We start from the raw sequence: 24101 nt of genomic DNA, 5'->3' as shown, positions 1-24101 counted from the left end.
ATATTAGTTTGTATAATATGAATGCTCTTTAATATTTTTTATTTGCTCATCTTTTGTTCCGATATATCTTCTGGCTGCTACGACGGTGCGTGTTTGAAAATCATCAAAGTTTTCGGCATCCTTTAACATGGAATTGATACGCACTGTGCCGGCAGCGTGAATAAACTCTCCATTCCCGAGATATAGCGCAACATGTGTTATGCGCGCATTGGAGTTTCTGTTTTTACCACCGGCAAAAAATAGTAGATCAGCAGGATTTAAGTTTTTTAAGGCCAATTCTGGACTGAAATTTCCCTCTTCATCTAAAATTTCAATTCTCTCTCCGGCCAACACCTGTTGCGATGCGTCACGTGGAATGACAAATCCATTCATGTAAAAAGACGTTTTTGTAAAACCGCTACAATCCACGCCTTTTACCGATGTGCCTCCCCATAGATAAGGTAGACCGAGCATGCTCTTGGCACTTGAAATAATATTTTCCGGTGTCGCTTGTCTTGAATTAATCCATTCGTCGAGTCGAATAGCTTCATCCTTCAAAATATAGGCGACTCGTTTGTCTGGATATTCCACTTTATAATATCCCTTTTCCTCCTTTACCAATGAGAGAATGTTTCCGTACACGAGGTCTGAAACACGTAGACTAGTTTTGTTTGCTGCAGAGTACGACCTTCCAAACTCTTCTATATAAATCAATTTAGTTTTTTTCCTCCAGAGGTTCAATTCCATATTTGTCATAGCAGTTACAGAAGAAGTTGGAACCCAGGCAATATAGCCCTCTGGTGTACGGATACGGAAATCACCGGCAATTTTCTGCAAAATATCTACTTGGGTTCCCAACAACACCTGTGTGGCCATTTCGGCCGCATGGCTAGGTCGGGTGCGTAGATTAGCCACAGATAAATTTGCTATTCCATGTATTTTTTCGCCGACGCTACTATCGGGGAGTGTGCTGAATATAATTTTTGCTTCGACATTAGATAATTTTTGTTGCAATTGAGTAACTAATTCTCTCTCTGTAGTTTGGATAATATACTCGTTGTTTGGAATATTTGCTCCAGCGATTTCCAGGATTTTGATTCGTTTGTCAGGAGCCACCGTTTCGCTGTTGTCTTTTAGTATTTGTACAATGCGACGATATTGCGTCGAATCAATTTGAGCTCTAGTCTCGGAAATTAATCCTAAGAAAAGAATAAAAATAAGTGTTAATACAATTTTTGGATTTTTCATTGTCATAATATTAAACTAAAGTTAAACAAAAACGCAATAAAATGCGAATAAACTTAAAAAAGTTATTTGTTGTTGCATATTTGTTTTAAAATAAACTATTAAAATGCATTTGTCGGAGAAGTTATATAAATGAGTAAGATAATTTCTACATTTGTAATGTCCGTGAGAGACGGAATACAAAATAAATATTTTTCGATGAAAGCAACATTTGGCGGAGGCTGTTTTTGGTGTACTGAAATCATCTTTCTAAATACAAAAGGTATCCTTTCCGTTTTACCTGGGTATATGGGGGGAAAGCGGGAGAATCCAACCTATGAACAAGTTTGTTCTGGAGCAACGGGACATGTCGAAGTCGTTCATGTAGAATTTGATGAAACGTTACTCAGTTTCCCGGATCTATTGGCTATTTTCTTTAAAACACATAATCCGACCACATTAAACCGACAAGGAGAAGATGTAGGGACTCAGTACAGATCCGTTATATTCTATCATACAGATGATCAGAAACTTCAATCTGAAAAGATGATCGAAGAATTATCGGAAGCGAAAGTCTTCGATGATCCTATTGTCACAGCTGTGGAGCAGGCGCAGCAATTTTGGGTTGCGGAAGATTATCATCACAACTATTTTAATCGAAATCCAGAGAATCCGTTTTGTGAAGCTGTCATAGCTCCCAAACTGCAAAAATATTTAAGATCAAACAACCAATAAACTTGAGATTCTTCGAGTTTATTGGTTAAAGGAGTTCTTTATTTCGTATAGTGCATGGCGTTAACAAATCAGGAATATCGTATTTCAAAGCAACCTGGTTTAATGCATTTAAATGCTTCTCGTGATGCAAATCGGTTCCTACAAAATCGTACATACCCGATTTTATTAAGGTAAGTGCTGTAGATTTTACATGTTCACCATAGTATCTGCTAATGGAAAGCAGGTTTAATTGAAGTGCACACCCTGCATCTTTAATCTGTTTATAAGTATTAAAACTCATGTGATAATAATTATACCTTTCAGGATGCGCTAAAATGGGCTTTAATCCTAAATTTTGAATATCTTGAATAGTTTTAAAAAGTCCCTGAGACTCGTTTAAGTAAGACATTTCTATAAGCATGTAATTGTTGGGTAATGGACATAGTTGATTCGAATTTATCCATTTTTCTATACCGGAATCAATCATGTACTCGGCACTAAATTTAATTGTAGTGTCATTATCTGCTTCTTTCAAGGCTAGGCTAAGCTTGTGATACGCCTCCCTAATTGTTTCAGGTGTATTAGGGTGTACGTCTTCCATCACGTGAGGAGTACATACAAAATTTTTCAATCCCATCTTGTTTAATTTCCGTATTAAATGGAGGGATTGTTCAATACTTTTACTGCCATCATCAATAGAAGGGAGAATATGGTTGTGGATGTCTATTTCCATCCAACTTAAATCGGCTACTTTTTTGTTATTAAGACTTTTGCTACCAAAAAATTTACTAAAAAAATTCATCTACAATAGAACGATTAGAGGGGTGTTAGTGCTACAATTTCCTATTCCAAAAATAAGGCCAACATACGCTTTAATTTATGTGAACAGTTGTTGAATATATAAGTTTCTTGTTTCTAGTTGATTAGGTTTAGGGCGTGCAACATTGCAGCTACGCCCCTAAACCTATATGGTTAAAATAATTCGATTTGTCCATCGTCATCTATCTGGACATCATCAGGATTAGTGATCTCCAAAGAGATTTCGTTATTTGAATTAAGCTCTTCGGGCTTAGCTTCTTTGTTTACAGAAGCGGAACTCAAAGATAAATCTATCTCCGTTGTTAAAATCTTAATTTCTTTTACGGTATGGAAAGAAAGTCTATTTCCTTGAGCCTTCATCCCTTTTAGGTCTATGACTTCGTTTAACGGTTGTTCTAAGGTTTCAGGTGTTTGGGTTTTCCCTTTAAGAATATCCAATTGGACTACCGCAGATGTATTGTTGGTTAAAAGAACAAGCTTGGATTTCGGATCGTCATTGATAAATAAGGTACGTTTTCCTAAAGGGATGTCATCAAATTTAAACCGTTTTACATAATACGTGCCTGATTTACCATCTTGATGAATAGCTGTATATATATGATCCGCTAAATATTTCTCAATCCTGATCATCTTTTCTTCAAAGTGATTATTGAGGTCAAAATTTAACAATTCATATGAGCCGTCATTCATGATCATTAAGATTTTGTCGTCGCCGTCAAACTCACCCAAAAATGTTCCTCTTTCATCTACATTTAATCGTTTAAGAATCGGATCATACCAAATTTTGCGCCCTGATAGCGTGGAGATACCCGCACTTTTGAAATTTATCTTCTTAACCGGATATTTAGAGACGATATTACCTTGTGAACTTCTACCTTTGATAGCTACTTCCGCAAAGTCAAGATCAAATGTAAGTTTCCTTAATTTTGTATGTGGTTTAAGTTGAACATGTACCACCTCTGCTTCTCCATTGGAATTAGCCGTAAAATACAATAATTTAGACCCTTTAGTCCCTTTTGAGATATCATATTCTTTGTCCCGTGTGACCGCAGTGACCGCAAAACGCTTAATATAGCTTGTGCCAGTAGAGCCGTCTTTATATATGGCGTTGTAGATAGTACGCTCGTCACCACGTTTAAACACAGCAACATAAATAATATCTTTTCCGACAAAAACTTTATCCTGTACTTTTGTGACCAGATATTTTCCGTCTTCACGGAAAACGATAACCTCGTCGATATCGGAACAGTCACTTACAAATTCATCTTTCTTTAAATGTGTACCAATGAATCCTTCTGTACGGTTTACATATAGTTTAGCATTTGCTAGTGCAACCTGTGCCGCTTCTACTCTGTCAAATATTCGCAATTCAGTTTTACGACCGCGACCTTTGCTATATTTAGATCTTAAATGTTCAAACCAATCAATTGCGTATTCAGTCAGATGCCTTAAGTTCTTCTTTATTTCTTTAATTTCTTCTTCTAAGGATTTCATTTGCTCATCCGCCTTCTTAACATCAAAGCGTGTGATACTACTCATTGGTTTGTCGATCAGTTTTTTATAGTCTTCCGGCGTGATTGTACGATAAAACTGATCAAAGAACGGTGTAAACAAATTGTTTAAAACTTGTGCGACAGTATCGAAATCGCCCGAATTTTCATAATCTGGATTTTTGTACATTCCTTCTTGAATAAAAATCTTTAACAGATTGCTGAAGAAAATTTTCTCGAGTAATTCCTTTAAGCGTATTTCTAATTCTTGCTTTAAAAGCGATTTAGTCTGTTTTGTATTTTCAATTAAGATATCATTAACACTTAGAAAATGAGGTTTATTATCTCGGATAACGCAGGTATTTGGAGATATAGACGATTCACAGGAAGTAAATGCGTACAATGCATCTATCGTTACATCGGGTGAGATACCTGGTGCGAGATGAATCATTATTTCTACAAACTCTGCCGTATTATCTTCTATTTTTTTTATTTTAATTTTTCCTTTATCATTTGCAGAAACGATGCTTTCAATCAATGCACCAGTCGTTGTACCGAAAGGGATTTCAGTAATAGCCAGCGTTTTTTTATCCCGTTCTTCAATTTTCGCTCTTACACGAATTTTTCCGCCGCGCTGCCCTTCGTTATAATTGGAAACATCCGCAAGACCTCCTGTCGGAAAATCTGGAAAAATATTGGGCCTTTCTCCCTTTAGCACCTGGATGGATCCCTCGATCAGTTCGATGAAATTGTGAGGCATAATTTTGGTAGCAAGCCCCACCGCTATACCTTCAGCTCCTTGAGTAAGTAATAATGGAAATTTTACAGGCAGTGTTACGGGTTCCTTGTTTCGTCCATCATAACTAAGTTGCCATTCTGTAGTATCGGCATTAAATACAACCTCGGTAGCGAATTTTGATAATCTCCCTTCAATATAGCGAGGTGCAGCAGCGGAATCCCCAGTTACAGGATCCCCCCAGTTACCTTGACATTCGATTAACAAATCTTTTTGCCCTAACTGTACCATCGCGTCACCAATAGAAGCGTCACCATGAGGATGATATTTCATGGTATTACCGATAACGTTAGCAGCTTTATTGAAGCGGCCATCGTCCATTTCTTTTAATGAATGTAGAATCCGCCGTTGTACGGGTTTGAACCCATCATTTATATGTGGTACGGCTCGATCTAGAATTACATACGATGCGTAATCCAAGAACCAATTTTCATAGAGTCCCGATAATGGTATTGTATTTGAAGTCGGTTCGTTTTCTTGTGGCATTAAACCTTCTGAGCCGTTCTCGTCAGGATAATTCGTTTCGTCACTCATTTAAGCTGCTTAACTAATTGTTTCCAATTAAAAATTGTTTGTTTCAACGGGGTAAAATTAAGAAAATCTTTGCTAAGTTCAGGTACAAATCCGAATTCGATTGATAAGGTATTTTAGGGATATTTATTTTAAATTATAATATAGATATTTTGGAGAGAAAATTACTATTTCAATTTTTAATTGGAAGAAATTGTTTATAAAAGCAAATTTCTCTAAGTTTAAAAACGGAAAATCTGCATGCAGGTGAAGCAGGTTCGGACGACCTTTAAATATATATTGTATGAAAAATCTTATTACGACCTTTTGCATTCTATTTATCTCTCTTTCCCTTTTTTCTCAAGAAGTAATTTATAAGGAGAAGAAAAATATTACGTATACTCTGCGTACCGATAATTATAGTCAGGAACGCTGTAAAGTAGATATTTATTATCCTACAAACAAGAAGGATTTTACGACATTAATCTGGTTTCATGGTGGAGGCCTGACGGGGGGAAACAAAGAGGTACCTGATTTTTTGAAGAAAAAAGGCATCGCGGTTTTAGGAGTTGAATATCGTTTATCTCCTCAAGTAAAAGTTGCTGATATTATTCAAGACGCGGCTGATGCAGTCAAATGGACTTTTGGACATATTACTGAATATGGTGGAAGCACACAGAAGATTGTAATAGGAGGATATTCGGCGGGGGCCTATTTATCCTTAATGTTAGGGCTGAACAAGAACTATCTCGCTAATAGAGATATCTCAACGGATGCGTTGTTAGGAATCATTTCTTTTAGCGGGCAGGCTATTACACATTTCACTGCTCGTAAAGAAAAAGGGTTGACCGAATTTCAACCTATTATTGATGAGCTGGCTCCTTTGTTTTGGGTGCGTAAAGACGCTCCCCGTATCTTACTGATTACGGGCGATCGGGAGTTGGAAATGGTAGGCCGATATGAAGAAAATGCCTATTTGAAAAGGATGCTTGGGTTAGTGGGGCATGTCGATGTTAAACATCTTGAACTAGATGGGTACGATCATGGAATGACTTATCCAGCTTATCCTTTACTACTTAAAGAGTTGGAAAATTGGACAAAAAAATGACAGTTAATAGGTTTTCTTGTTCCTACAGAATTCTAATTTTGTAATACAAATTACTGTCTACCCTGTCAGTACTATTAATACAGTGTTCGTATGGCTAAGAAGAATTACGTTTCAAATTCTACCGAATCCGTCAGGATGTTCAAGAATAGATTTTTAGAATCATTAACAAAAATTCATTACAGTGTACCCATTATATTCTGGGTTCCGGTGATCCTATACTTTGTCAGAAAAGCTTACTTGCAAGGTGAAATGTCTGGTGGGTTAGTAGCAACTTTTTTTTTGTTAGGTCTGGCGTTTTGGACATTAGCGGAATATGTGTTGCATCGATGGGTTTTTCATTTTGAACCTAAAAGTGCGTGGGGACAGCGAATCCATTTTATTTTTCACGGAGTGCACCACGATTATCCTAAAGATAGATTGCGTCTTGTGATGCCACTTTCTGCTAGTATACCTATGGCAACTATTATTTATGCCTTGTTTAGTCTGTTTTTCGCAGAGTATACATTGTCCGCTTTTTTTTCTGGCTTTTTAACAGGATATCTTATCTATGATGAATGCCATTATGCGATGCATCATGCAAATTTCAAATCTGGACTATTTAAGAAAATAAAAGATCATCATATGTTGCACCATTATTCCGACCCAGAAAAGGGATTCGGAGTGAGTTCGTATGTATGGGATCTAATTTTCGGTTCTGGATTTTCTAGAAAATCAAAAAAAGAATTGTAATATACTGTTGTGCGATTTCATCAAGAGGTAGATTCATTCGGTGTCGTAATACGCCCAAATACTTCGAAATAGGCAGCCACCATCTTTTCCCAGCTATAGTTTTGAAGAGTGTATTCTCTATACTCATTGGCGAGTTGTTGGTAATCGGCTGGATTAGACAGTATTTGTTGAATTTGATTTCTCCATGCTACTGGATCTTTGCTCGTAAGTAGAATTCCATTTTTATGATGCTTGATCGCATCGGTGATGCCTTCGATTTCTGATGCGAGTACCAACGTGCCCGAAAGCGAAGCTTCTAAGCAGACAAGACCAAAGCCTTCCATATCGCCATCTACATAGATATTAGGCATTAAGAATGCAGTAGCATTTGCTAATAGGAGCTGAAGATCTTCGAAGGCCACCTTTCCAAGATGTTTTACATGAGGGTTAATGTCAGGTTGTTTTATGAGATGTCGAATGTTCTTCGCATCTGAAGGGTAGCCTAAAAATAGCGTAACCAGCTGATAATATTTTTTAGGTAGAATTGTAAGAATTCGTTCAAAGAAGGGTGTTTTTTTTTTAAATGGACCCACCAGGATTAATTGTACGTCTTGTTGTATCAAGGGAAGTACATTTTTTATAAACCAGGAAAATCCTTTCCGTTTCACGGGGCGACCTAATGTAAGTAGATAAGGTTTATCTAAGTTTAATTGTGGAAATCTTTGCATCAACTTTTCCTTATCGCTGAGAATGTGATTTGCTTGTGTTATTCGATGATCTACTCCATTAGGGATTACAATTACTTTTTCAGCAGAGATTCCTCTTCGGATAGCAGCATCAGCAGTCGCATGGCTTACCGCAATGATTAAGTCGAATTTTTCGAATTGAGGAACTATTTTATGCTGGAAGTAAGGAAATGGGAACACCACATCCAGACCATGCAAGGTAACGACTTTTTTTAGTTGTGTATAACCTTTATGATATAAAGAGAGTGACGCAACCAGACCATCATTAAAATGAATCAGACGGATATTGGGATGAGCTTTAATTTTTGTTAGAATTCGTTTATTGAGCTTCCAGAAAAATGAAAAAATTGATTCTTCTTTTTGGAATAGAATATGGTGTGTTTTAGTAAGTTTACGTATTCCTTCTACGAGTTCAAAGCTTTGTTTTTCCATGCCACCTGTGGCGGGAGGGTACTTATGGCTGACGAATAAGATTTCGTAATCAGGCTGTGGTAACATTAGCAACATCTTTTTTGATCAGAAAATATAAAATGAATCCGATCGAGATCCAAAATAATTGACGTGTGCGCCGTAGGAGAGAAACTGTAATCCATAGGCTTACGCTTGCTATACCTATGGTTGATAATGCAAGCTTGTTTCCCAATTCTTCTATCCCTAATTGACCAGGAATGAAAGCTCCAAGACTTTTAAATGTGATGCTGTACATATCTAAGAATAGCCCATGTAATGCGGTGACATGGTATCCGAGAAAACGTAGAATGAGATAAAACTCGAAACTCCCAACGATCCAATGTAGAAGGAATAAAAAATATGAACACCAGAACGCCCTCTTATCATTTTGAAAAAAAAATTTGATATCAAATAATGAACTATTGATGTGGTCACTTATTCGTTTCCATGCAGATCCGTTGTTGTTCACAAGGGGCCTTTTGAAACGTTTACTCGTCCCTAGCCACACAAATAGCGCTATTTTGGCAACAATCAATACACCAATGAGTATATAGAACCAAATACCAAATAGATTTGAGATTCTAGTATTAAGGGGCGATAGAAGTAGCCATAACATCGTCGATAAAAATAACAGAATTTGTGAAAGCACAGCTGTAATGCGCGAAATTAGAACGGAATTGAGTCCGATTTGAGTGTTAATGCCATATCGTTTAAGCAGCTCCACTTTGAATAAATCACCTGCTACCACACTTGTAGGATTATACAATCCTACCGTTTCACCGATTTGACGCACAATAAAAAGTTGCGATATGCTGATTTTCTTTTTATCAGCTCCTAAACATGCCCGCCAGCCCCAAGTTCCCAAGAGGTAGGCACAAAAAGTACACGCGAAAATATATATAACACGGAAGCCTATGTTGTTGATTTCCTTGGCGACAGCTGTGAGATCAGTTTTCCAAATGAAAACACCAATGAAAGCCAGCACACTAAAAAGAAGGATTAATTTCAAATGTTTTTTCTGAATTCTCAACTTGTAACCCATGCTAGTTGTGCTTGTGGTAGATTCGCGAGTAAATGCATATCGGAAAAATAGCGATGTGCGAGATTATCCCAATCCAATTGTTGCACATAGTTAAATCCAGCAAGTTGTATATCCTTATAAATAATAGGTTGCTCCATTAGACGCTGAATGAAATACGCATATTCTTTAGGGCAATTCGGTGTACATTTGAATCCGTTTTGCCCATGGTTGATCAGGTCCCCGCTTCCTCCGCCATTTGCAATCACGCAGGGAAGACCTGAGGCCATCGCTTCAATAACGACATTGCCATAAGTTTCGGAAACCGAAGTGAATAGAAAGACATCCGAAGAAGCATATACTTTAGAAAGTTCCTCATGATTTAGTTTGCCTAAAAATAGCGCATTTGGCATTTGGGCCATCGCTTCTTTTTTTGCTGTACCATCGCCGGCTACAATAAAATTATAATCCATATTCTGGGATTCCATGTACGTATAGATATCGATTAAAGTTTGGATATTTTTTTCCCAAACAAGTCTACTTGCGAATAAGATATTCGGTTTTTTATTTTTTGTAATATGTTGAATATAGGTGATGTCCCTTTTTTTTGTCGAAAAGAGCTCTAAGTCTATGCCTCGTTGCCAAAGCGTCATCTGTTCCCGTGCTATTCCAAGATTTTCAAGTTCATGTATCATAGCAATTGAAGGGACATATAGCTGGTTACACGAATTGTAAAACTTTCGCATCGTGTGTTGAATCCAGTTTTCTACCATCTTAATGAACAATGGTGCATGCCGGAGATAATAAGGGATGTAGGAGATAAAGTGAGTGTGATAGATGGTCAGTACCGGAATATTTCTCCTTTTAGCATATTTCAGGGCATAATATCCCAGAGGAGATGGTGTAGAAATGTGGATTGCATCTGGCGCAAAATTGTCTAAAACTTGTTCTAGGTTCTTTTTTACCATAAAGGGTAGGGCTAAGCTATAATCTGCATTAACGGGTATGTTAATGGACGGTACACGATAGGAGAGGTAATGACGAAAAGTCTCGGGACCTTTTCCGTAGATGAAAAAGTACTCCATGGCACTGGCGTCTAATCTATCGATTAATTGAAACATGGTACGGGACGCTCCGTCAAAATCTTTAATTAAAATTTCGGCAAAAAAAGCAACTCTTTTCATCTTTAAAAGCTTTCATTTCATAAAGGTAAAATTCCGATGTTTTTTTATTGCTAATGATATATTAAGATTTTATGAATATGATATAAGTTTAATATTAAGATTTTATGTAGAAAATATGTTTGCTACATAAAATCTTAATCTACTAAAGAGCTAGGTTTAATATCTGAAATCTAATTTTAATTCGATGAATACGAGGTCTATTTATTTTTATATTTTAAACTATAATCCAAATCGAAAGAAATGGAATATACATCTTGTCGTCTTTTTCGTTTTCGGTATTTGTATCTGGGCCGGATTTGGTTTCAAGGAAGCAAGTAGAAAGCAGGTTTTTCACGGTGTAATTCCAGTAGATCTTTCTACGGATACTATTGGAGAGTTGTCTATAATCACGTATAATATCGCCGGTTTGCCTGAGCCTTTATCGAGTGCTCCGACATCAAGGGCTTCAAGTATTTCAGTGATCGGGCAAAAGCTGAATCGATATGACATCGTGAATGTCCAGGAAGATTTCAGTTATAATAACGAGCTTTATCAAACGGGGAATTCTCATATATATCGTACTGAGCCGATGAAAGGGCTCCCTTTTGGAGATGGGTTAAATACTCTTTCAAAATACCCGATTATTTTCCACGAACGTATTGCCTGGGAAGCATGCAGTGGTACAGACTGTCTTGCTCCCAAAGGATTTTCCTTTACACGGATACAGTTAGCTAAAGATAGTTATGTACATGTGTATAATTTACATGCTACCGCTCAAAATACGGCTGCAGCCGTCAAGGCGCGCCGACAAAATTTAGAACAATTGGCGGCTTTTATCAATGAGTATTCCAAGGATGAGCCTTTACTGGTAATGGGTGATTTTAATGCCAGTTATGCGTTTTCGGGAGATAGGTTGCATGAATTCCTAAAGCATACACGTTTGGATGACTGTTGGGTGCTGTTGCAAAATAACGGAAAGTTTCCGTCTATTAGGTATTCGTTTATGCCTGCGGAAAAATTGTCAATTACGGATAGCTGTGAAAGTATTGATAAAATATATTTCCGAAGTAGTCCTAATTTAAAGTTTTACCCCCTTCAATATAAGATGGATAAAGGTGTTTTTTCTACAATCGACGGACAGCCGCTATCAGATCATTGTCCCGTTGCATTAACTTTAAAATGGGAATTAACTGACTTGAAATAAGAGCTGAGTTTTAATACTTGGTGAGAAGGCGATTTTTGGTACAATATTAGTATATTGTAGAAAGTAAATTTTAGCATGAAATACTCATTAGTTATACATCCAAGTGTAGACTTTATAGATTATGTAAAGGATCTGAAAAAGCAATTGGAGGAGAAGATTGGTTGGTATGCTAGTGTCAATTCTTTAGCACATATTAGTGTGTGTGAATTTGAATCAGATGAAATCAATGTCGAAAAAATTAAAGAAAAGTTGGCTCACCTAGCAGGATTCGAAAAAGCCCAGTATATATATCTGAGTGACTTTAATAATTATCGGCAGCACACATTTTACATACAACCTTCACTATATTCCAAAGCTTATTTAAAAGATATATTTCGCCGAGTAATTCACCAACTCAAGCTGTATATTCCAGAGTTAAATGAAAAAGGCGCTGATCCGCATGTTACAATAGCGCGTAAACTGGATGAAGATAAAATGATTATAGCTAAGAAATTATTTACCCATATAGACAAAAGTTTTTTTTGTGATGGCTTTTCCTTGCGAAAATTTAACGCAGATAAGGGGCAATATGAAATAATTCAAACCTTTCCATTTGAGAATAAAAATAGAGAGGAAGGGCAGCTGTCCTTGTTTTAAACGTCAATATGTCGAATAAGAAACGCCGCTCATTTAGTTTTGAGCGGCGTTTCTTCTATTTATTGTTTTTACCTTTTAGATCATCGGACGAAACAGAGTTGTCATCGTCGTTAGCGGCATGCCCCTTTACTATGATTTCATTTTTTTTGTCATCATAGTCAATATGTAGAACGGCGTTGGTTTTTAATTCTCCTTTCAAGATTTCCTCGGCAATCGGGTCTTCTAAATATTTCTGAATAGCACGTTTTAATGGACGGGCTCCGAAATTTGTATCATATCCTTTTTCAGCGATATATTCTTTTGCCTTAGGTGTCAATTCGATCGTATGACCCAAAGCTTCGATTCTACCAAATAGCGATTTGAGTTCGATATCAATAATTTTGAATATATTCTCTTTTGTTAATGAATTGAAAACAATTACATCATCAATACGATTCAAAAATTCTGGAGCAAAGGCACGTTTCAACGCCGTTTCAATCACGCCACGTGAATGCGAATCAGCTTGGTTCTCTTTTGCCGCAGTAGTGAAGCCTACACCTTGACCAAATTCCTTTAATTGACGTACACCAATGTTGGAAGTCATGATGATTATCGTATTACGGAAATCCACTTTACGACCCAAGCTATCTGTCAACTGACCTTCATCCAATACTTGCAGTAATAAGTTGAATACATCAGGATGCGCTTTTTCGATCTCATCTAATAGTACAACTGAATAAGGCTTACGGCGTACTTTTTCGGTTAATTGCCCACCTTCTTCGTAGCCAACATATCCTGGAGGCGCTCCAACTAAACGAGAAACTGCAAATTTCTCCATATACTCACTCATGTCTACTTGGATTAATGAATCTTCCGAATCAAACATGAATCGCGCAAGTTCTTTTGCTAATTCCGTTTTACCAACTCCTGTTGGCCCTAAAAAGATAAACGAACCGATAGGTTTTTTAGGGTCTTTTAGTCCTGCACGTGTACGCTGAATAGCTTTTACTAATTTCTGTACAGCATCGTCTTGTCCAATTATTCTATCTTTCATGGCATCGCCCATGTTCAATAGCTTTTGACTATCAGATTGGCTAACCCGTTGTACAGGAATACCTGTCATCATGGATACAACTTCTGCTACGTTATCTTCTGTAACATCAAAGCGCTTCGTTTTTGTTTCTGCTTCCCAAGCTGTTTTTTCACGTTCCAGCTCTTCAAGAAGTTTTTTCTCGGTATCACGAAGCTTAGCAGCTTCCTCGTACTTTTGTGAGCGAACTACCTTGTTCTTTTCAACTTTTACTTCCTCGATTTTTTCTTCAATATCTAAAATAGACTGTGGTACGTGAATATTTGTCAAATGTACCCGCGACCCAGCTTCGTCCAACGCATCGATAGCTTTGTCTGGTAAAAAGCGATCTGAGATGTAACGCGTTGTCAATGTGACACAAGCGTTAATTGCCTCTGGAGTATAGTTAACATTGTGATGTTCTTCGTATTTGTCTTTGATACGGTTTAAGATTTCAATCGTTTCGTCATGACTAGCTGGTTCAATCATTACTTTTTGAAAACGACGATCTAATGCACCATCTTTCTCAATAAACTGACGATATTCATCCAGTGTCGTTGCTCCTATACATTGAATTTCACCTCTTGCTAACGCAGGTTTGAACATATTAGATGCATCTAAAGAGCCTGACGCTCCACCTGCACCTACAATAGTGTGAATCTCATCAATGAAGAGGATTACATCCGGAGATTTTTCCAATTCATTCATCACCGCTTTCATACGTTCTTCAAATTGTCCTCTATATTTAGTGCCTGCTACTAAAGAAGCAAGATCTAACGTGACTACACGCTTGTTGAAAAGAACTCGTGAAACTTTACGTTGTACGATGCGCAAGGCAAGTCCTTCGGCTATAGCCGATTTACCCACTCCTGGTTCACCGATTAGAATAGGATTATTCTTTTTACGGCGTGAAAGAATCTGGGAAACACGCTCAATCTCTTTTTCACGACCAACAATAGGATCTAGCTTGCCATCTTCTGCTGCCCTGGTCAAATCACGACCGAAATTATCTAAAACTGGTGTTTTAGATTTAATATCCGATACTTTCTTAGGAGCAGCGAAATTTTCTTCTTCCGCATAATCATCATCGTTCGCAGGAGAGCCCGGGGCTTCATCTGTTATTGTTGTCTTGTTTTGCTCCACTTCATTTTTAAACAAATCGTACGACACATTATATTGTTGCAGTATCTGAGACGCGATGTTATCTTCATCACGCAGGATCGCCAGCAATAGATGCTCGGTTCCGATAACGTCACTTTTGAAAATCTTCGCTTCCAAATATGTTATTTTGAGAACTTTTTCGGCTTGTTTTGTTAACGGCATATTTCCGATCGGTGCTCTTGAAATAGAAGAACCTCTTACAGCATCTTCTATTGATTGGCGTATTGCTCCGGTGTCTATAGTAAGATTTTTTAGTATTTTAATCGCTACACCATCACCTTCTCGGATCAGCCCTAATAAAAGATGCTCAGTTCCAATATAGTCGTGCCGAAGGCGTAAAGCTTCTTCGCGGCTATATGAGATTACATCTTTTACTCTTGGTGAGAATTTTGCTTCCATGGATATTACCTTTCTGTGTAAAATATGTTAAGGATGATATAAATGTAGTAATTAATTATAAAACCCGTTCCTATTATTTTCTATATTTTATCAACAATCACGCCACAGGTGATTATCGTCAAATTGTCAGCTGAAGCCATGTGCAGTAAACGAATCTACTGGAATTAAAGCGACAGGGTATTTTATTTAGCGAGTAAATTTAATACCTTTGAAAGGTAAGTGATTTTATTAAAAATATTGGCTTGAATCTATGTCTGACGAAAAAATAATCTTTTCGATGGCTGGGGTAAATAAAATTTATCCTCCGCAAAAACAAGTTTTAAAAAATATATATTTATCATTCTTCTATGGTGCAAAAATTGGCGTCATCGGTTTAAATGGTTCCGGTAAATCTTCTGTGTTGAAGATTATTGCTGGGCTTGATAAATCCTATCAGGGTGAAGTCGTGTTTTCTCCTGGATATTCTGTGGGCTATTTAGCGCAGGAACCTGAATTAGATACCGAAAAGACGGTGCGGGAGATTGTGGAAGAAGGGGTCGCGGAAATAACAGATACCCTAAAAGAATACGAAGAGATCAATGAGAAATTTGGGCTTCCTGAAGTCTACGAAAATCCAGATGAAATGGATAAACTCTTGATCAGGCAAGGCGAATTGCAAGATAAAATTGACGCCACAAATGCTTGGGAGTTGGACAGTAAACTGGAGCGTGCCATGGATGCCCTCCGTTGTCCAGAGCCCGATGCTAAAATTGCCAATCTGTCAGGGGGGGAGCGCAGAAGGGTGGCATTATGTCGTTTGTTACTTCAAGAACCCGATGTATTATTGTTAGACGAACCTACCAATCACTTGGATGCCGAATCTATTGATTGGTTAGAACAGCATCTCAAACAATACAAAGGAACCGTAATTGCCGTGACGCACGATAGATACTTCTTAGATAACGTTGCAGGCTGGATCCTTGAACTGGATCGAGGCGAGGGCATTCCTTGGAAAGGGAATTATTCGTCTTGGTTAGATCAAAAATCAAAGCGTTTAGCACAAGAGGAAAAGCAAGAAACCAAACGGCAGAAGACGTTAGAACGCGAGCTTGAGTGGGTGAAAATGGCTCCTAAAGCAAGGCACGCAAAATCTAAAGCACGACTTAATAATTATGAAAAACTAGCCTCCGAGGAAACCAAAGAACGCGAAGAGAAATTAGAACTTTTTATTCCACCAGGACCTCGATTGGGCAATGTGGTTATTGAAGCGAGTGATATTTCTAAATCGTACGGAGATCGTATTTTGTTCGAAAATTTGAGCTTTTCGTTACCTCCAGCAGGGATTGTAGGAATTATTGGCCCCAATGGTGCTGGCAAGACCACACTTTTCCGATTGATAACTGGCCAGGAAGTGCCTGATACGGGTACTTTCAAGGTTGGCGAAACAGTTGTGTTGGGGTATGTAGATCAATTGCATAATGATCTTGATCCGGATAAGTCCGTTTGGGAGAATATAACAGAAGGCAATGACAATATTTTATTAGGAAATCGTCCTACAAATTCCAGAGCTTACGTCTCCAAGTTTAACTTTAATGGTGCAGATCAGCAAAAGAAAGTTGGCGTACTCTCAGGCGGGGAGCGAAATCGTGTACATTTGGCTATTACGTTGAAAAATGCCTCTAATGTATTGCTTTTAGACGAACCTACCAACGATATTGACGTTAACACACTGCGCGCTTTAGAAGAAGGACTTGAAAATTTTGGTGGTTGCGCCGTAATCATTTCCCACGATAGGTGGTTTTTAGATCGTATTTGTACACATATCCTTGCTTTTGAAGGTGATTCACAAGTCTACTTCTTTGAGGGTAATTATTCAGAATATGAGGAAAACCGTAAGAAGCGTTTGGGCGATATAGGTCCGAAACGTATTAAATATAGAAAATTAGTAAAATAACGTGTTAGAAACCGCGAGATTATTAGAAGCAATCATTGCTACCGCTATAGATGGTATTATTACAATTGATAGCAGGGGGATAGTAGAGTCTATTAATCCAGCTGCTTTAGAGCTTTTTGGCTATAGAGCTTCAGAAGTGATCGGTAACAATATCTCTATACTTATGCCTGAGCCCGATCGAAGTAATCATGACAATTATATTCATAATTACCAGGCAACCGGTCACAGAAAGATCATAGGTATTGGTCGGGAAGTGCGCGGAAAAAAGAAAGATGGGACTACATTCCCATTTCGTTTGGCTGTTAGCGAGGTCTTTTATAAAGATAAAAGTATTTTCACAGGGTTTATTCATGATCTAACAAAAGAAAAGCAAGCAGAGGATCGATTATTGAAGCACACCTTGGAGCTAGAAGAAGTTGTTCGTGAGCGTACCAAAAACCTAATTAGTTTGGTTTCCGAATTGGAGCGTGCGAAAGCTGATGTGAGTACTTCTTTGGAAAAAGAAAAGGAGCTTAACCAGTTGAAATCAAGATTTGTATCGATGGCCTCTCACGAATTTCGTACACCGTTGAGCTCAGTTCAGCTTTCCGCTTCCTTAATAGAGAAATATATTGAGCGTCCTGACTTCCCTGCTGTGAAAAAACATACATCTCGTATCAAGGGAGCTGTTCAATTGTTAAACAACATACTAAATGATTTTTTGTCTTTGGAAAAGCTCGAAGCGGGTGTCGTAGCAGTGAATAATAACCTTATTAACCTGGTGCATTTGGGAGAAGAGATCACGGAGGAAATGCAGATGATCTGTAAAACCAATCAGCTTATTGTATATCAACATACCGGTGCCAAAGCTGAGTTTTCTCTAGATCGACATCTCCTAAAAAACAGCATTATAAATTTAGTATCTAACGCAGTGAAATATTCTGGAGAGGATACGTTTATCGAGTTTTCGACCGAGATTAATGAGGATGCCTGTACGATCATTGTAAAAGATAATGGTATCGGTATCCCGCAGGAAGACCAAGTCAATCTGTTCGAGCCCTTCTTTAGGGCGCACAATACCGGCAATATTCCGGGTACCGGATTGGGGTTAAATATAGTAAAACGGTACGTAAAATTGATGGGCGGTATTCTGGAGTACCAGTCCGCTATCAATCAGGGCGCGATGTTTAAAATGACCTTTCTACAAAATACATAATATATGGAAAAGAAAACGATCTTAATTATTGAAGATAACTTTGAGATTAGAGAAGGTACAGCCGAGATATTAGAACTAACCGGGGGGTATAATATTCTTACAGCCGAAAATGGTAAGTTGGGCGTAGAAATGGCGACCAAACATTTGCCTGATCTAATTCTATGCGACATCATGATGCCTGAGTTAGATGGTTATGGTGTATTATATATGCTCAATAAGTATGATTCAACCTCTAAAATTCCGTTCATTTTTTTAACAGCAAAATCAGAACGTGCAGATATGCGTAAGGCGATGGAGATGGGGGCGGACGATTACTTAATAAAACCCTTCGATGATGTTGAACTGTTTAATGCCATCGAAAGCCGTTTCAGAAAAAGAGATAAGCTCTTGGTTAGCGCCGAAGGCAGATCGAATCTGGAGTTGAGTGAAGAGGAGCAAAATTACCTCCTTCAGGACTTGGTTAAAGATTCTCGGATCAAAACCTTTCGAAAAAAGCAATCGATTTTTGAGGCCGGAGACAATCCAATTTTCCTTTATTTTATTATCTCAGGTAAAGTTAGGTCATATCTCTATTATCAGGATGGAAGGGAGTTATCGACAGGTATACATATCGATGAGCAATTTTTTGGATACGAGTCGCTTTTGCTGAATGAAAAGTACTCAGATAATGCATCAGCTTTGGAAGAATCGGAGCTAGCATTAATTCCAAAAGAGCGTTTTTATGAACTTATGATCAAAAAAACTGGCATTGCAGGAAAGTTTATTAAACTGTTATCAGGCAATGTGAAGGAAAAGGAGGAGCAGATGTTGGGGTTTGCTTATGACTCGGTTCGTAAGCGTGTGGCCAACGCGCTAGTAAACGTTGCTGATAAAACTGCTAAACGAGAAAATGGAGACGAAGTCTTAATTCGAATATCGAGAGATGATCTTGCTGCGCTAGCAGGCACGGCGAATGAAACCATCAGTCGTATGCTGGCAGATTTTAAAGACGAAAAGCTGATTATCAAAGAAGGAAACGCAATTCGAATTTTTTCTATCAGCAAACTCCGGAATATTAAGCAGTAAAAGTAGCCTGTTATTGGAGAACTAAAGGAGAGCGGTGCGATTGAGCACCGCTCTCCTTTAGTTTTATCAGGTTTCTACTAGATATCGAATTGTGATAGATATAATCTGTGATGAAAGTCATTTAATAAGTTGATGCACTACACTCCCTACTACTCAATTCTCCTGTAGCTTTGATCTTAATCATGAAAGTAGTAGCATATAATATCCAAGAATACGAAAAAGAGTTGCTTGCCAAAGCAAATGCGAAAGTTCATGACTTAACACTGATTTCCAATCCACTAAGTTTTAGTACCCTTCACTATGCAAGAGGGAAAGATGCGGTCATCATTTCAGATCGGGACAATCTGGATACGCAATTGCTTGATGAATTAAATAATATTGGAATCAAACATATTGTTACACGTTCTATATCCACAACTCATATTGATCTAATGCACGCCGGCCTCCTGGAACTGCACGTAGCTAATACACCCTTTAATGATCAGTCACTTAAAGGAATCGCAGATCAAGTGGTGGTAAACTTAAATCAGTGGAGCAATAATGGTTGTGCAGGCTCCGCTTGTCAGTGTACCATGAAATGTGCGAAAAGAGAGAAATTTTTGGAAGATGAAAGAAATAGGTTTAAACGCGATAATTACAAAATATAACGTTGCCGCTCCCCGATACACGAGTTATCCAACTGTACCTTTTTGGGAAAATAGCTCTTTTAACAGTGGTGATTGGAGTGTGCAGGTACATGAAAATTATACGCTATCAAAAGAAAGAGGAATCAGCATATATATCCATTTGCCCTATTGCGAAAGCTTATGTACGTATTGTGGCTGTAATACGCGTATTACTAAAAACCATCAAGTAGAAGATCCTTATATACAATCGGTACTCAAAGAATGGGAGATGTACAAAGTGATTTTAGGAAGTGAAGCTGTTAACATTAGTGAAATTCATTTGGGAGGAGGAACACCTACTTTTTTTCAGCCTGAAAGTTTAGCTTTACTAATCAATGGTATTTTAGCCGGAAATAAAAAAGCCAGTGATGCCGTGTTCTCTTTCGAAGCACACCCCGCCAATACGTCAGAACAACACTTGAGAACCTTGTACGATTTGGGTTTTAAACGATTGAGTCTAGGGATACAAGATTTTGATGAACGGGTGCAGTTTGTTATAAATCGCCATCAACCAGTAGAAGATGTATCGCGGGTGATGGACCAAGCACGCGCTATCGGATATGAATCTATAAATTTCGATCTTATTTACGGCTTACCTTTACAATCCCCCTTATCGGTCGAGATGACGGTGCAGCAGTCACTGTTGATGTCGCCCGATCGCATCTCCTTTTACAGTTATGCGCATGTGCCTTGGATTAAACCAGGTCAGAGACGGTTTACGGAGCAAGATCTTCCTGTGGGAGAAGATAAGTTAAATCTGTATAAAATAGGAAAGAGGATGATTGAGGAAGTGGGGTATAAAGACGTTGGTATGGACCATTTTTCCAAAACAACGGATAAGTTATTTATCGCTTCGCGAGAGAAAAAGCTACATCGTAATTTTATGGGCTATGCAGATCGTTATACGCCCCTTATGATTGGACTAGGTGTGTCGTCTATTAGTGATGTTTGGACCGCTTTTGCACAGAATGTCAAGACAGTGGAGGAATATCATACATTCATTAGTGAAGGGAGGCTGCCGGTAGTCAAAGGACATTTGTTAAATGAAGAAGATGTTGTTATTCGTCAATATATTTTAGATATGATGTGTCGAAGTAAGGTGAATCTAATAGTTGGATTCCAGTTGAATACAGCAATTATAGCGCGTTTACAAGCGTTGATAGTAGACGGATTAGTAGAAATCGATCAATACACTGTCACTGCTACGGAGATAGGTAAATCGTTTTTAAGGAATATATGTATGGCGTTTGACGAAAGATTACAGAGAAGCAAGGAACGCGAAAATTTATTTAGTCAAGCAATTTAAAAGTATGGCAATGCGCAGGAATGTAGAGATAGTGGCATCGTGTTATCATTGTGGAGATGAAGTAACCGATACACCTTATGTTATGGAGGATCATACATTCTGCTGCTTAGGCTGTCAGACTGTTTATCAGATTTTAAACGAAAATAATCTACAAAGCTACTATACCTATAATGTGCACCCGGGCAAGGCGCAAAAATCATCTCAGGCAGATCTAAGCTACCTCGACGAACCCAATATAATTGCAAAGCTTGTTGATTATCAAGACACAGAGATTGGCGTTATCACTTTTTATATTCCCGTTATTCATTGCAGTTCGTGTGTTTGGCTGTTAGAGCATCTGTATAAATTAAATCCTGCTATAGCGAGCTCGCAAGTGGATTTTATGAAAAAGCAAACTAGCATTACCTTTAAAAATCAAGAAATCTCTTTGCGAGAGCTCGTGCAGCTTCTTGTTAACATTGGATACGAACCCAAGATCACTTTGCAGGATGTTGTTAAAGAGGGTAAGAAAATCAATCAAGGGGCATTGGTACGTAAAATTACGGTTGCTGGTTTCTGTTTTGGAAATTCAATGATGATTAGTTTTCCTGATTATTTCGGAATGGGTGTTTTCGAGCGCGAGTATGCGAGTTTTTTCGGGTATATGAATTTAGCATTCGGTATACCCGTCTTACTTTATAGTGCTTCCGATTATTTTACCTCCGCGTGGTATAGTTTGAAGCAACGGCGGTTAAATTTGGATGTACCACTTGCGCTAGGCATACTAGTTTTATTTCTCCGATCAGCCTTTGATATTTTAAATCAGTCGGGAGCGGGGTTTATAGATACCCTCTGTAGTTTGGTTTTTTTTATCCTCATCGGCAAGTGGGTGCAACAACGTACATATTATCATATTTCATTCGAACGCGATTACCGTTCCTATTTTCCCGTAGCGGTTACCGTGATACAAGATCACGACGAAAGACCCATACAAATTGCGGAACTGCAAGTAGGCGATCGGATATTGGTGCGAAATAATGAAATTATTCCAGCAGATGCGATCTTATTAAATGGTTACGCAGCAGTAGATTTTAGTTTTGTCACAGGCGAGAGCAAACCTATTGAAAAAACGTTGGGCGAACTAGTATATGCAGGTGGGCGTCAAATAGGCGGAGCGATAGAGCTTGAGGTCGTGAAACCCGTTTCCCAAAGCTATCTTACGCGTCTTTGGAATAATGAAAGCTTCAAAAGCTATGACAAGAACTTTGATACCTTTGTCGGTCTTATAAGCAAATATTTCACGGTCGCATTGATTTCAATTGCAATGCTGGCCGCTTTGTTATGGGCTTTCGGTGGCAACGCTGATAGGGCCTGGGGGGCATTCACGGCAGTGTTGATTATTGCCTGCCCATGTGCACTAGCTCTGAGTTCTCCTTTTACCTTGTCCGCAGCCCTGAGTATATTTGATAAGAACAAACTCTATATAAAAAATACATCCGCTATTGAACAAATGGCGGCAATAGATACGATTGTGTTTGATAAAACTGGAACGATTTCTTCACCTACATCATCTGCTATGTATTTTGAAGGAGAACTTACGAAGATGGAAAGACAGATTGTTTCTTCGATCTGCCGAAATTCCAGTCATCCGTTAAGTCGGGAGATTGTAAAATGGCTTGCTGAAGATTTTATTGTTCCCATTGAACGGTATGCCGAAACAGTGGGTATGGGGCAGGAAGGTATCTATCAGGATTATGTTGTCCGTATCGGTAGTGCCGGCTTTGTGAATCAATCTCGAATGACAGTCGGCGGGTCTGTAGTTTACGTCAGTGTGAATGATAATATTAAAGGCTTTTTTACCTTAGAGCAGTCCTGGCGTACCGGCTTGTCAGATGTGATCAACGAATTAAAGAAAAATAGTTACCATCTACATTTAATATCAGGTGATAATGAGCGACGGGCAGATACCCTTCGGTTGATCTTCCCAGAGCAGACAAAATTATTGTTCAATCAGACTCCCAGTGATAAGATGACTCGTATTGAAGCTTGGCAGCACGAGGGCAAGCGTGTTTGCATGTTAGGAGACGGCCTCAATGATGCGGGCGCACTCCGAACAGCCAATCTTGGCATCGCTGTGTCCGATGATATCAATAATTTTTCACCGGGTTGCGATGCTATTTTAGATGGAGTGAGTTTTGATAAATTACCTCGATTCTTTGCATTTGCTGGGGATGCGGTAAAAGTCATCAAAATAAGTTTTGTGATCTCCATGCTGTATAATGTTGTAGGTTTGAGCTTTGCAGTGCAAGGTACGATGTCCCCACTCTTTGCCGCTATATTAATGCCTATCAGTACCGTTACGATCATTTCCTTTACCAGTCTCATGACCCGTTGGTATGCAAATCGCAGAAAATTGATTTAGGTTGGGCTTGATTTTTAACTATTTAATTTTTACGTTTAAAAAATGAACATCATTTTTATGTTAATCGGATGCAGTGTACTGATCGCACTATTGTTCTTGTGTGCTTTTTTCTGGGCCAATAAAAGCGGACAGCACGAAGATACCTTCACACCTTCCATTCGCATTTTATTTGAAGATGAAGTCACTGAGGATGACTCTTCTTCCAAATAGTTCGGTTTTCTTATTTACCATTTCCTTTTCACGTAATTAAACGATAACCGTTCAAGCTATCGTGCCGTACCCGCAAATTGCGTTCTTTGAACTTTTCTGAACCATTTTGCATTAAAACTGTTTATTTTAATAGTAGCTAAAAAAAAGTGAACT

General features: G+C 38.3%; 19 protein-coding genes. 12 read left to right on the top strand and 7 right to left on the bottom strand.

The window, feature by feature from the left end; genetic code table 11:
- Positions 1-3: 3 nt before the first annotated feature.
- Positions 4-1227 (bottom strand): C40 family peptidase, encoded by a 1224-nt coding sequence (locus FAZ19_RS20355; protein ID WP_136822613.1) that lies wholly within the window; start codon positions 1225-1227, stop codon positions 4-6.
- Positions 1228-1422: 195 nt separating this feature from the next.
- Here FAZ19_RS20355 and msrA point away from each other — a divergent pair, with 195 nt between their 5' ends.
- Entirely contained in the window at positions 1423-1938 is a 516-nt protein-coding gene (msrA, locus tag FAZ19_RS20350; RefSeq protein ID WP_136822612.1) for a peptide-methionine (S)-S-oxide reductase MsrA, read from the top strand.
- A 25-nt stretch (positions 1939-1963) separates the two neighbouring features.
- Here the strand turns inward: msrA and FAZ19_RS20345 are convergent, their stop codons facing one another.
- Both FAZ19_RS20345 and FAZ19_RS20340 read right to left on the bottom strand, forming a co-directional pair.
- Positions 1964-2719, bottom strand: a complete 756-nt coding sequence (locus FAZ19_RS20345) for a tyrosine-protein phosphatase (protein WP_136822611.1) — start codon at positions 2717-2719, stop codon at positions 1964-1966.
- Between the two features lie 170 nt (positions 2720-2889).
- Positions 2890-5556 carry a DNA gyrase/topoisomerase IV subunit A gene (locus FAZ19_RS20340; protein WP_136822610.1) on the bottom strand — a complete coding sequence of 889 codons (2667 nt, stop codon included), beginning with the start codon at positions 5554-5556 and terminating at the stop codon, positions 2890-2892.
- Between the two features lie 280 nt (positions 5557-5836).
- Here FAZ19_RS20340 and FAZ19_RS20335 point away from each other — a divergent pair, with 280 nt between their 5' ends.
- Positions 5837-6640 (top strand): alpha/beta hydrolase, encoded by an 804-nt coding sequence (locus tag FAZ19_RS20335; RefSeq protein ID WP_136822609.1) that lies wholly within the window; start codon positions 5837-5839, stop codon positions 6638-6640.
- A 90-nt stretch (positions 6641-6730) separates the two neighbouring features.
- A complete protein-coding gene (locus FAZ19_RS20330; RefSeq protein ID WP_229707662.1) occupies positions 6731-7369 on the top strand; it encodes a sterol desaturase family protein in 639 nt (212 codons plus the stop codon).
- Between the two features lie 20 nt (positions 7370-7389).
- Here FAZ19_RS20330 and FAZ19_RS20325 read toward each other — a convergent pair whose 3' ends face one another.
- The 3 genes from FAZ19_RS20325 to FAZ19_RS20315 are packed head-to-tail and all read right to left on the bottom strand — an operon-like array spanning position 7390 to position 10746.
- Complete coding sequence (locus tag FAZ19_RS20325) at positions 7390-8592, bottom strand: glycosyltransferase family 4 protein (protein ID WP_136822608.1); 1203 nt, start codon at positions 8590-8592, stop codon at positions 7390-7392.
- On the bottom strand, positions 8576-9553 hold the full coding sequence (locus FAZ19_RS20320) for a lysylphosphatidylglycerol synthase transmembrane domain-containing protein (RefSeq protein ID WP_169305724.1): 978 nt from the start codon (positions 9551-9553) through the stop codon (positions 8576-8578). Before FAZ19_RS20320 ends, FAZ19_RS20325 begins: the two co-directional genes overlap by 17 nt.
- 17 nt (positions 9554-9570) lie before the next feature.
- Positions 9571-10746, bottom strand: coding sequence for a glycosyltransferase family 4 protein (locus tag FAZ19_RS20315; protein ID WP_136822606.1), 1176 nt, complete (start codon positions 10744-10746; stop codon positions 9571-9573).
- A 184-nt stretch (positions 10747-10930) separates the two neighbouring features.
- On the opposite strand from FAZ19_RS20315, the gene FAZ19_RS20310 reads away from it, so the two are divergent.
- Together FAZ19_RS20310 and FAZ19_RS20305 are read left to right on the top strand one after the other, a co-directional pair.
- On the top strand, positions 10931-11929 hold the full coding sequence (locus FAZ19_RS20310) for an endonuclease/exonuclease/phosphatase family protein (RefSeq protein ID WP_136822605.1): 999 nt from the start codon (positions 10931-10933) through the stop codon (positions 11927-11929).
- 75 nt (positions 11930-12004) lie between these two features.
- Complete coding sequence (locus FAZ19_RS20305) at positions 12005-12565, top strand: 2'-5' RNA ligase family protein (RefSeq protein ID WP_136822604.1); 561 nt, start codon at positions 12005-12007, stop codon at positions 12563-12565.
- A 55-nt stretch (positions 12566-12620) separates the two neighbouring features.
- Here FAZ19_RS20305 and FAZ19_RS20300 read toward each other — a convergent pair whose 3' ends face one another.
- Positions 12621-15173 carry an ATP-dependent Clp protease ATP-binding subunit gene (locus FAZ19_RS20300; protein WP_136822603.1) on the bottom strand — a complete coding sequence of 851 codons (2553 nt, stop codon included), beginning with the start codon at positions 15171-15173 and terminating at the stop codon, positions 12621-12623.
- 250 nt (positions 15174-15423) lie between these two features.
- Here FAZ19_RS20300 and ettA point away from each other — a divergent pair, with 250 nt between their 5' ends.
- The 7 genes from ettA to ccoS all read left to right on the top strand — a co-directional run bounded on the left by ettA (position 15424) and on the right by ccoS (position 23948).
- Positions 15424-17106: an energy-dependent translational throttle protein EttA gene (gene ettA, locus FAZ19_RS20295; protein ID WP_136822602.1), complete on the top strand. Its 1683-nt coding sequence runs from the start codon at positions 15424-15426 to the stop codon at positions 17104-17106.
- 1 nt (position 17107) lies between these two features.
- Positions 17108-18301 carry a PAS domain-containing sensor histidine kinase gene (locus tag FAZ19_RS20290; RefSeq protein WP_136822601.1) on the top strand — a complete coding sequence of 398 codons (1194 nt, stop codon included), beginning with the start codon at positions 17108-17110 and terminating at the stop codon, positions 18299-18301.
- A 3-nt stretch (positions 18302-18304) separates the two neighbouring features.
- Positions 18305-19366 carry a response regulator gene (locus FAZ19_RS20285; protein WP_136822600.1) on the top strand — a complete coding sequence of 354 codons (1062 nt, stop codon included), beginning with the start codon at positions 18305-18307 and terminating at the stop codon, positions 19364-19366.
- Positions 19367-19548: 182 nt separating this feature from the next.
- Entirely contained in the window at positions 19549-20013 is a 465-nt protein-coding gene (locus FAZ19_RS20280) for a Rossmann-fold NAD(P)-binding domain-containing protein (RefSeq protein ID WP_136822599.1), read from the top strand.
- Positions 19973-21337 (top strand): oxygen-independent coproporphyrinogen III oxidase, encoded by a 1365-nt coding sequence (gene hemN, locus FAZ19_RS20275; RefSeq protein WP_136822598.1) that lies wholly within the window; start codon positions 19973-19975, stop codon positions 21335-21337. Before FAZ19_RS20280 ends, hemN begins: the two co-directional genes overlap by 41 nt.
- Positions 21338-21347: 10 nt before the next feature.
- Positions 21348-23738, top strand: coding sequence for a heavy metal translocating P-type ATPase (locus FAZ19_RS20270; protein ID WP_373287748.1), 2391 nt, complete (start codon positions 21348-21350; stop codon positions 23736-23738).
- Positions 23739-23780: 42 nt separating this feature from the next.
- Positions 23781-23948 carry a cbb3-type cytochrome oxidase assembly protein CcoS gene (gene ccoS / locus FAZ19_RS20265; protein ID WP_136822596.1) on the top strand — a complete coding sequence of 56 codons (168 nt, stop codon included), beginning with the start codon at positions 23781-23783 and terminating at the stop codon, positions 23946-23948.
- Positions 23949-24101 lie beyond the last annotated feature (153 nt).

The organism is Sphingobacterium alkalisoli (assembly GCF_005049105.1).
GTDB classification, from domain to species: Bacteria; Bacteroidota; Bacteroidia; order Sphingobacteriales; family Sphingobacteriaceae; genus Sphingobacterium; species Sphingobacterium alkalisoli.
The sequence above is the reverse complement of the archived record's forward strand: the minus strand, read 5'-3'. Positions and strand labels throughout refer to the sequence as shown.

Coding starts and splice junctions, on each gene's coding strand:
- FAZ19_RS20340 (WP_136822610.1), bottom strand. CDS start 5,556: ATGAGTGACGAAACGAATTATCCTGACGAGAACGGCTCAGAAGGTTTA.
- FAZ19_RS20300 (WP_136822603.1), bottom strand. CDS start 15,173: ATGGAAGCAAAATTCTCACCAAGAGTAAAAGATGTAATCTCATATAGC.
- FAZ19_RS20285 (WP_136822600.1), top strand. CDS start 18,305: ATGGAAAAGAAAACGATCTTAATTATTGAAGATAACTTTGAGATTAGA.
- FAZ19_RS20270 (WP_373287748.1), top strand. CDS start 21,348: ATGCGCAGGAATGTAGAGATAGTGGCATCGTGTTATCATTGTGGAGAT.
- msrA (WP_136822612.1), top strand. CDS start 1,423: ATGAAAGCAACATTTGGCGGAGGCTGTTTTTGGTGTACTGAAATCATC.
- hemN (WP_136822598.1), top strand. CDS start 19,973: ATGAAAGAAATAGGTTTAAACGCGATAATTACAAAATATAACGTTGCC.
- FAZ19_RS20315 (WP_136822606.1), bottom strand. CDS start 10,746: ATGAAAAGAGTTGCTTTTTTTGCCGAAATTTTAATTAAAGATTTTGAC.
- FAZ19_RS20355 (WP_136822613.1), bottom strand. CDS start 1,227: ATGAAAAATCCAAAAATTGTATTAACACTTATTTTTATTCTTTTCTTA.
- FAZ19_RS20280 (WP_136822599.1), top strand. CDS start 19,549: ATGAAAGTAGTAGCATATAATATCCAAGAATACGAAAAAGAGTTGCTT.
- ccoS (WP_136822596.1), top strand. CDS start 23,781: ATGAACATCATTTTTATGTTAATCGGATGCAGTGTACTGATCGCACTA.
- FAZ19_RS20335 (WP_136822609.1), top strand. CDS start 5,837: ATGAAAAATCTTATTACGACCTTTTGCATTCTATTTATCTCTCTTTCC.
- FAZ19_RS20330 (WP_229707662.1), top strand. CDS start 6,731: ATGGCTAAGAAGAATTACGTTTCAAATTCTACCGAATCCGTCAGGATG.
- FAZ19_RS20325 (WP_136822608.1), bottom strand. CDS start 8,592: ATGTTACCACAGCCTGATTACGAAATCTTATTCGTCAGCCATAAGTAC.
- FAZ19_RS20345 (WP_136822611.1), bottom strand. CDS start 2,719: ATGAATTTTTTTAGTAAATTTTTTGGTAGCAAAAGTCTTAATAACAAA.
- FAZ19_RS20305 (WP_136822604.1), top strand. CDS start 12,005: ATGAAATACTCATTAGTTATACATCCAAGTGTAGACTTTATAGATTAT.
- FAZ19_RS20310 (WP_136822605.1), top strand. CDS start 10,931: ATGAATACGAGGTCTATTTATTTTTATATTTTAAACTATAATCCAAAT.
- ettA (WP_136822602.1), top strand. CDS start 15,424: ATGTCTGACGAAAAAATAATCTTTTCGATGGCTGGGGTAAATAAAATT.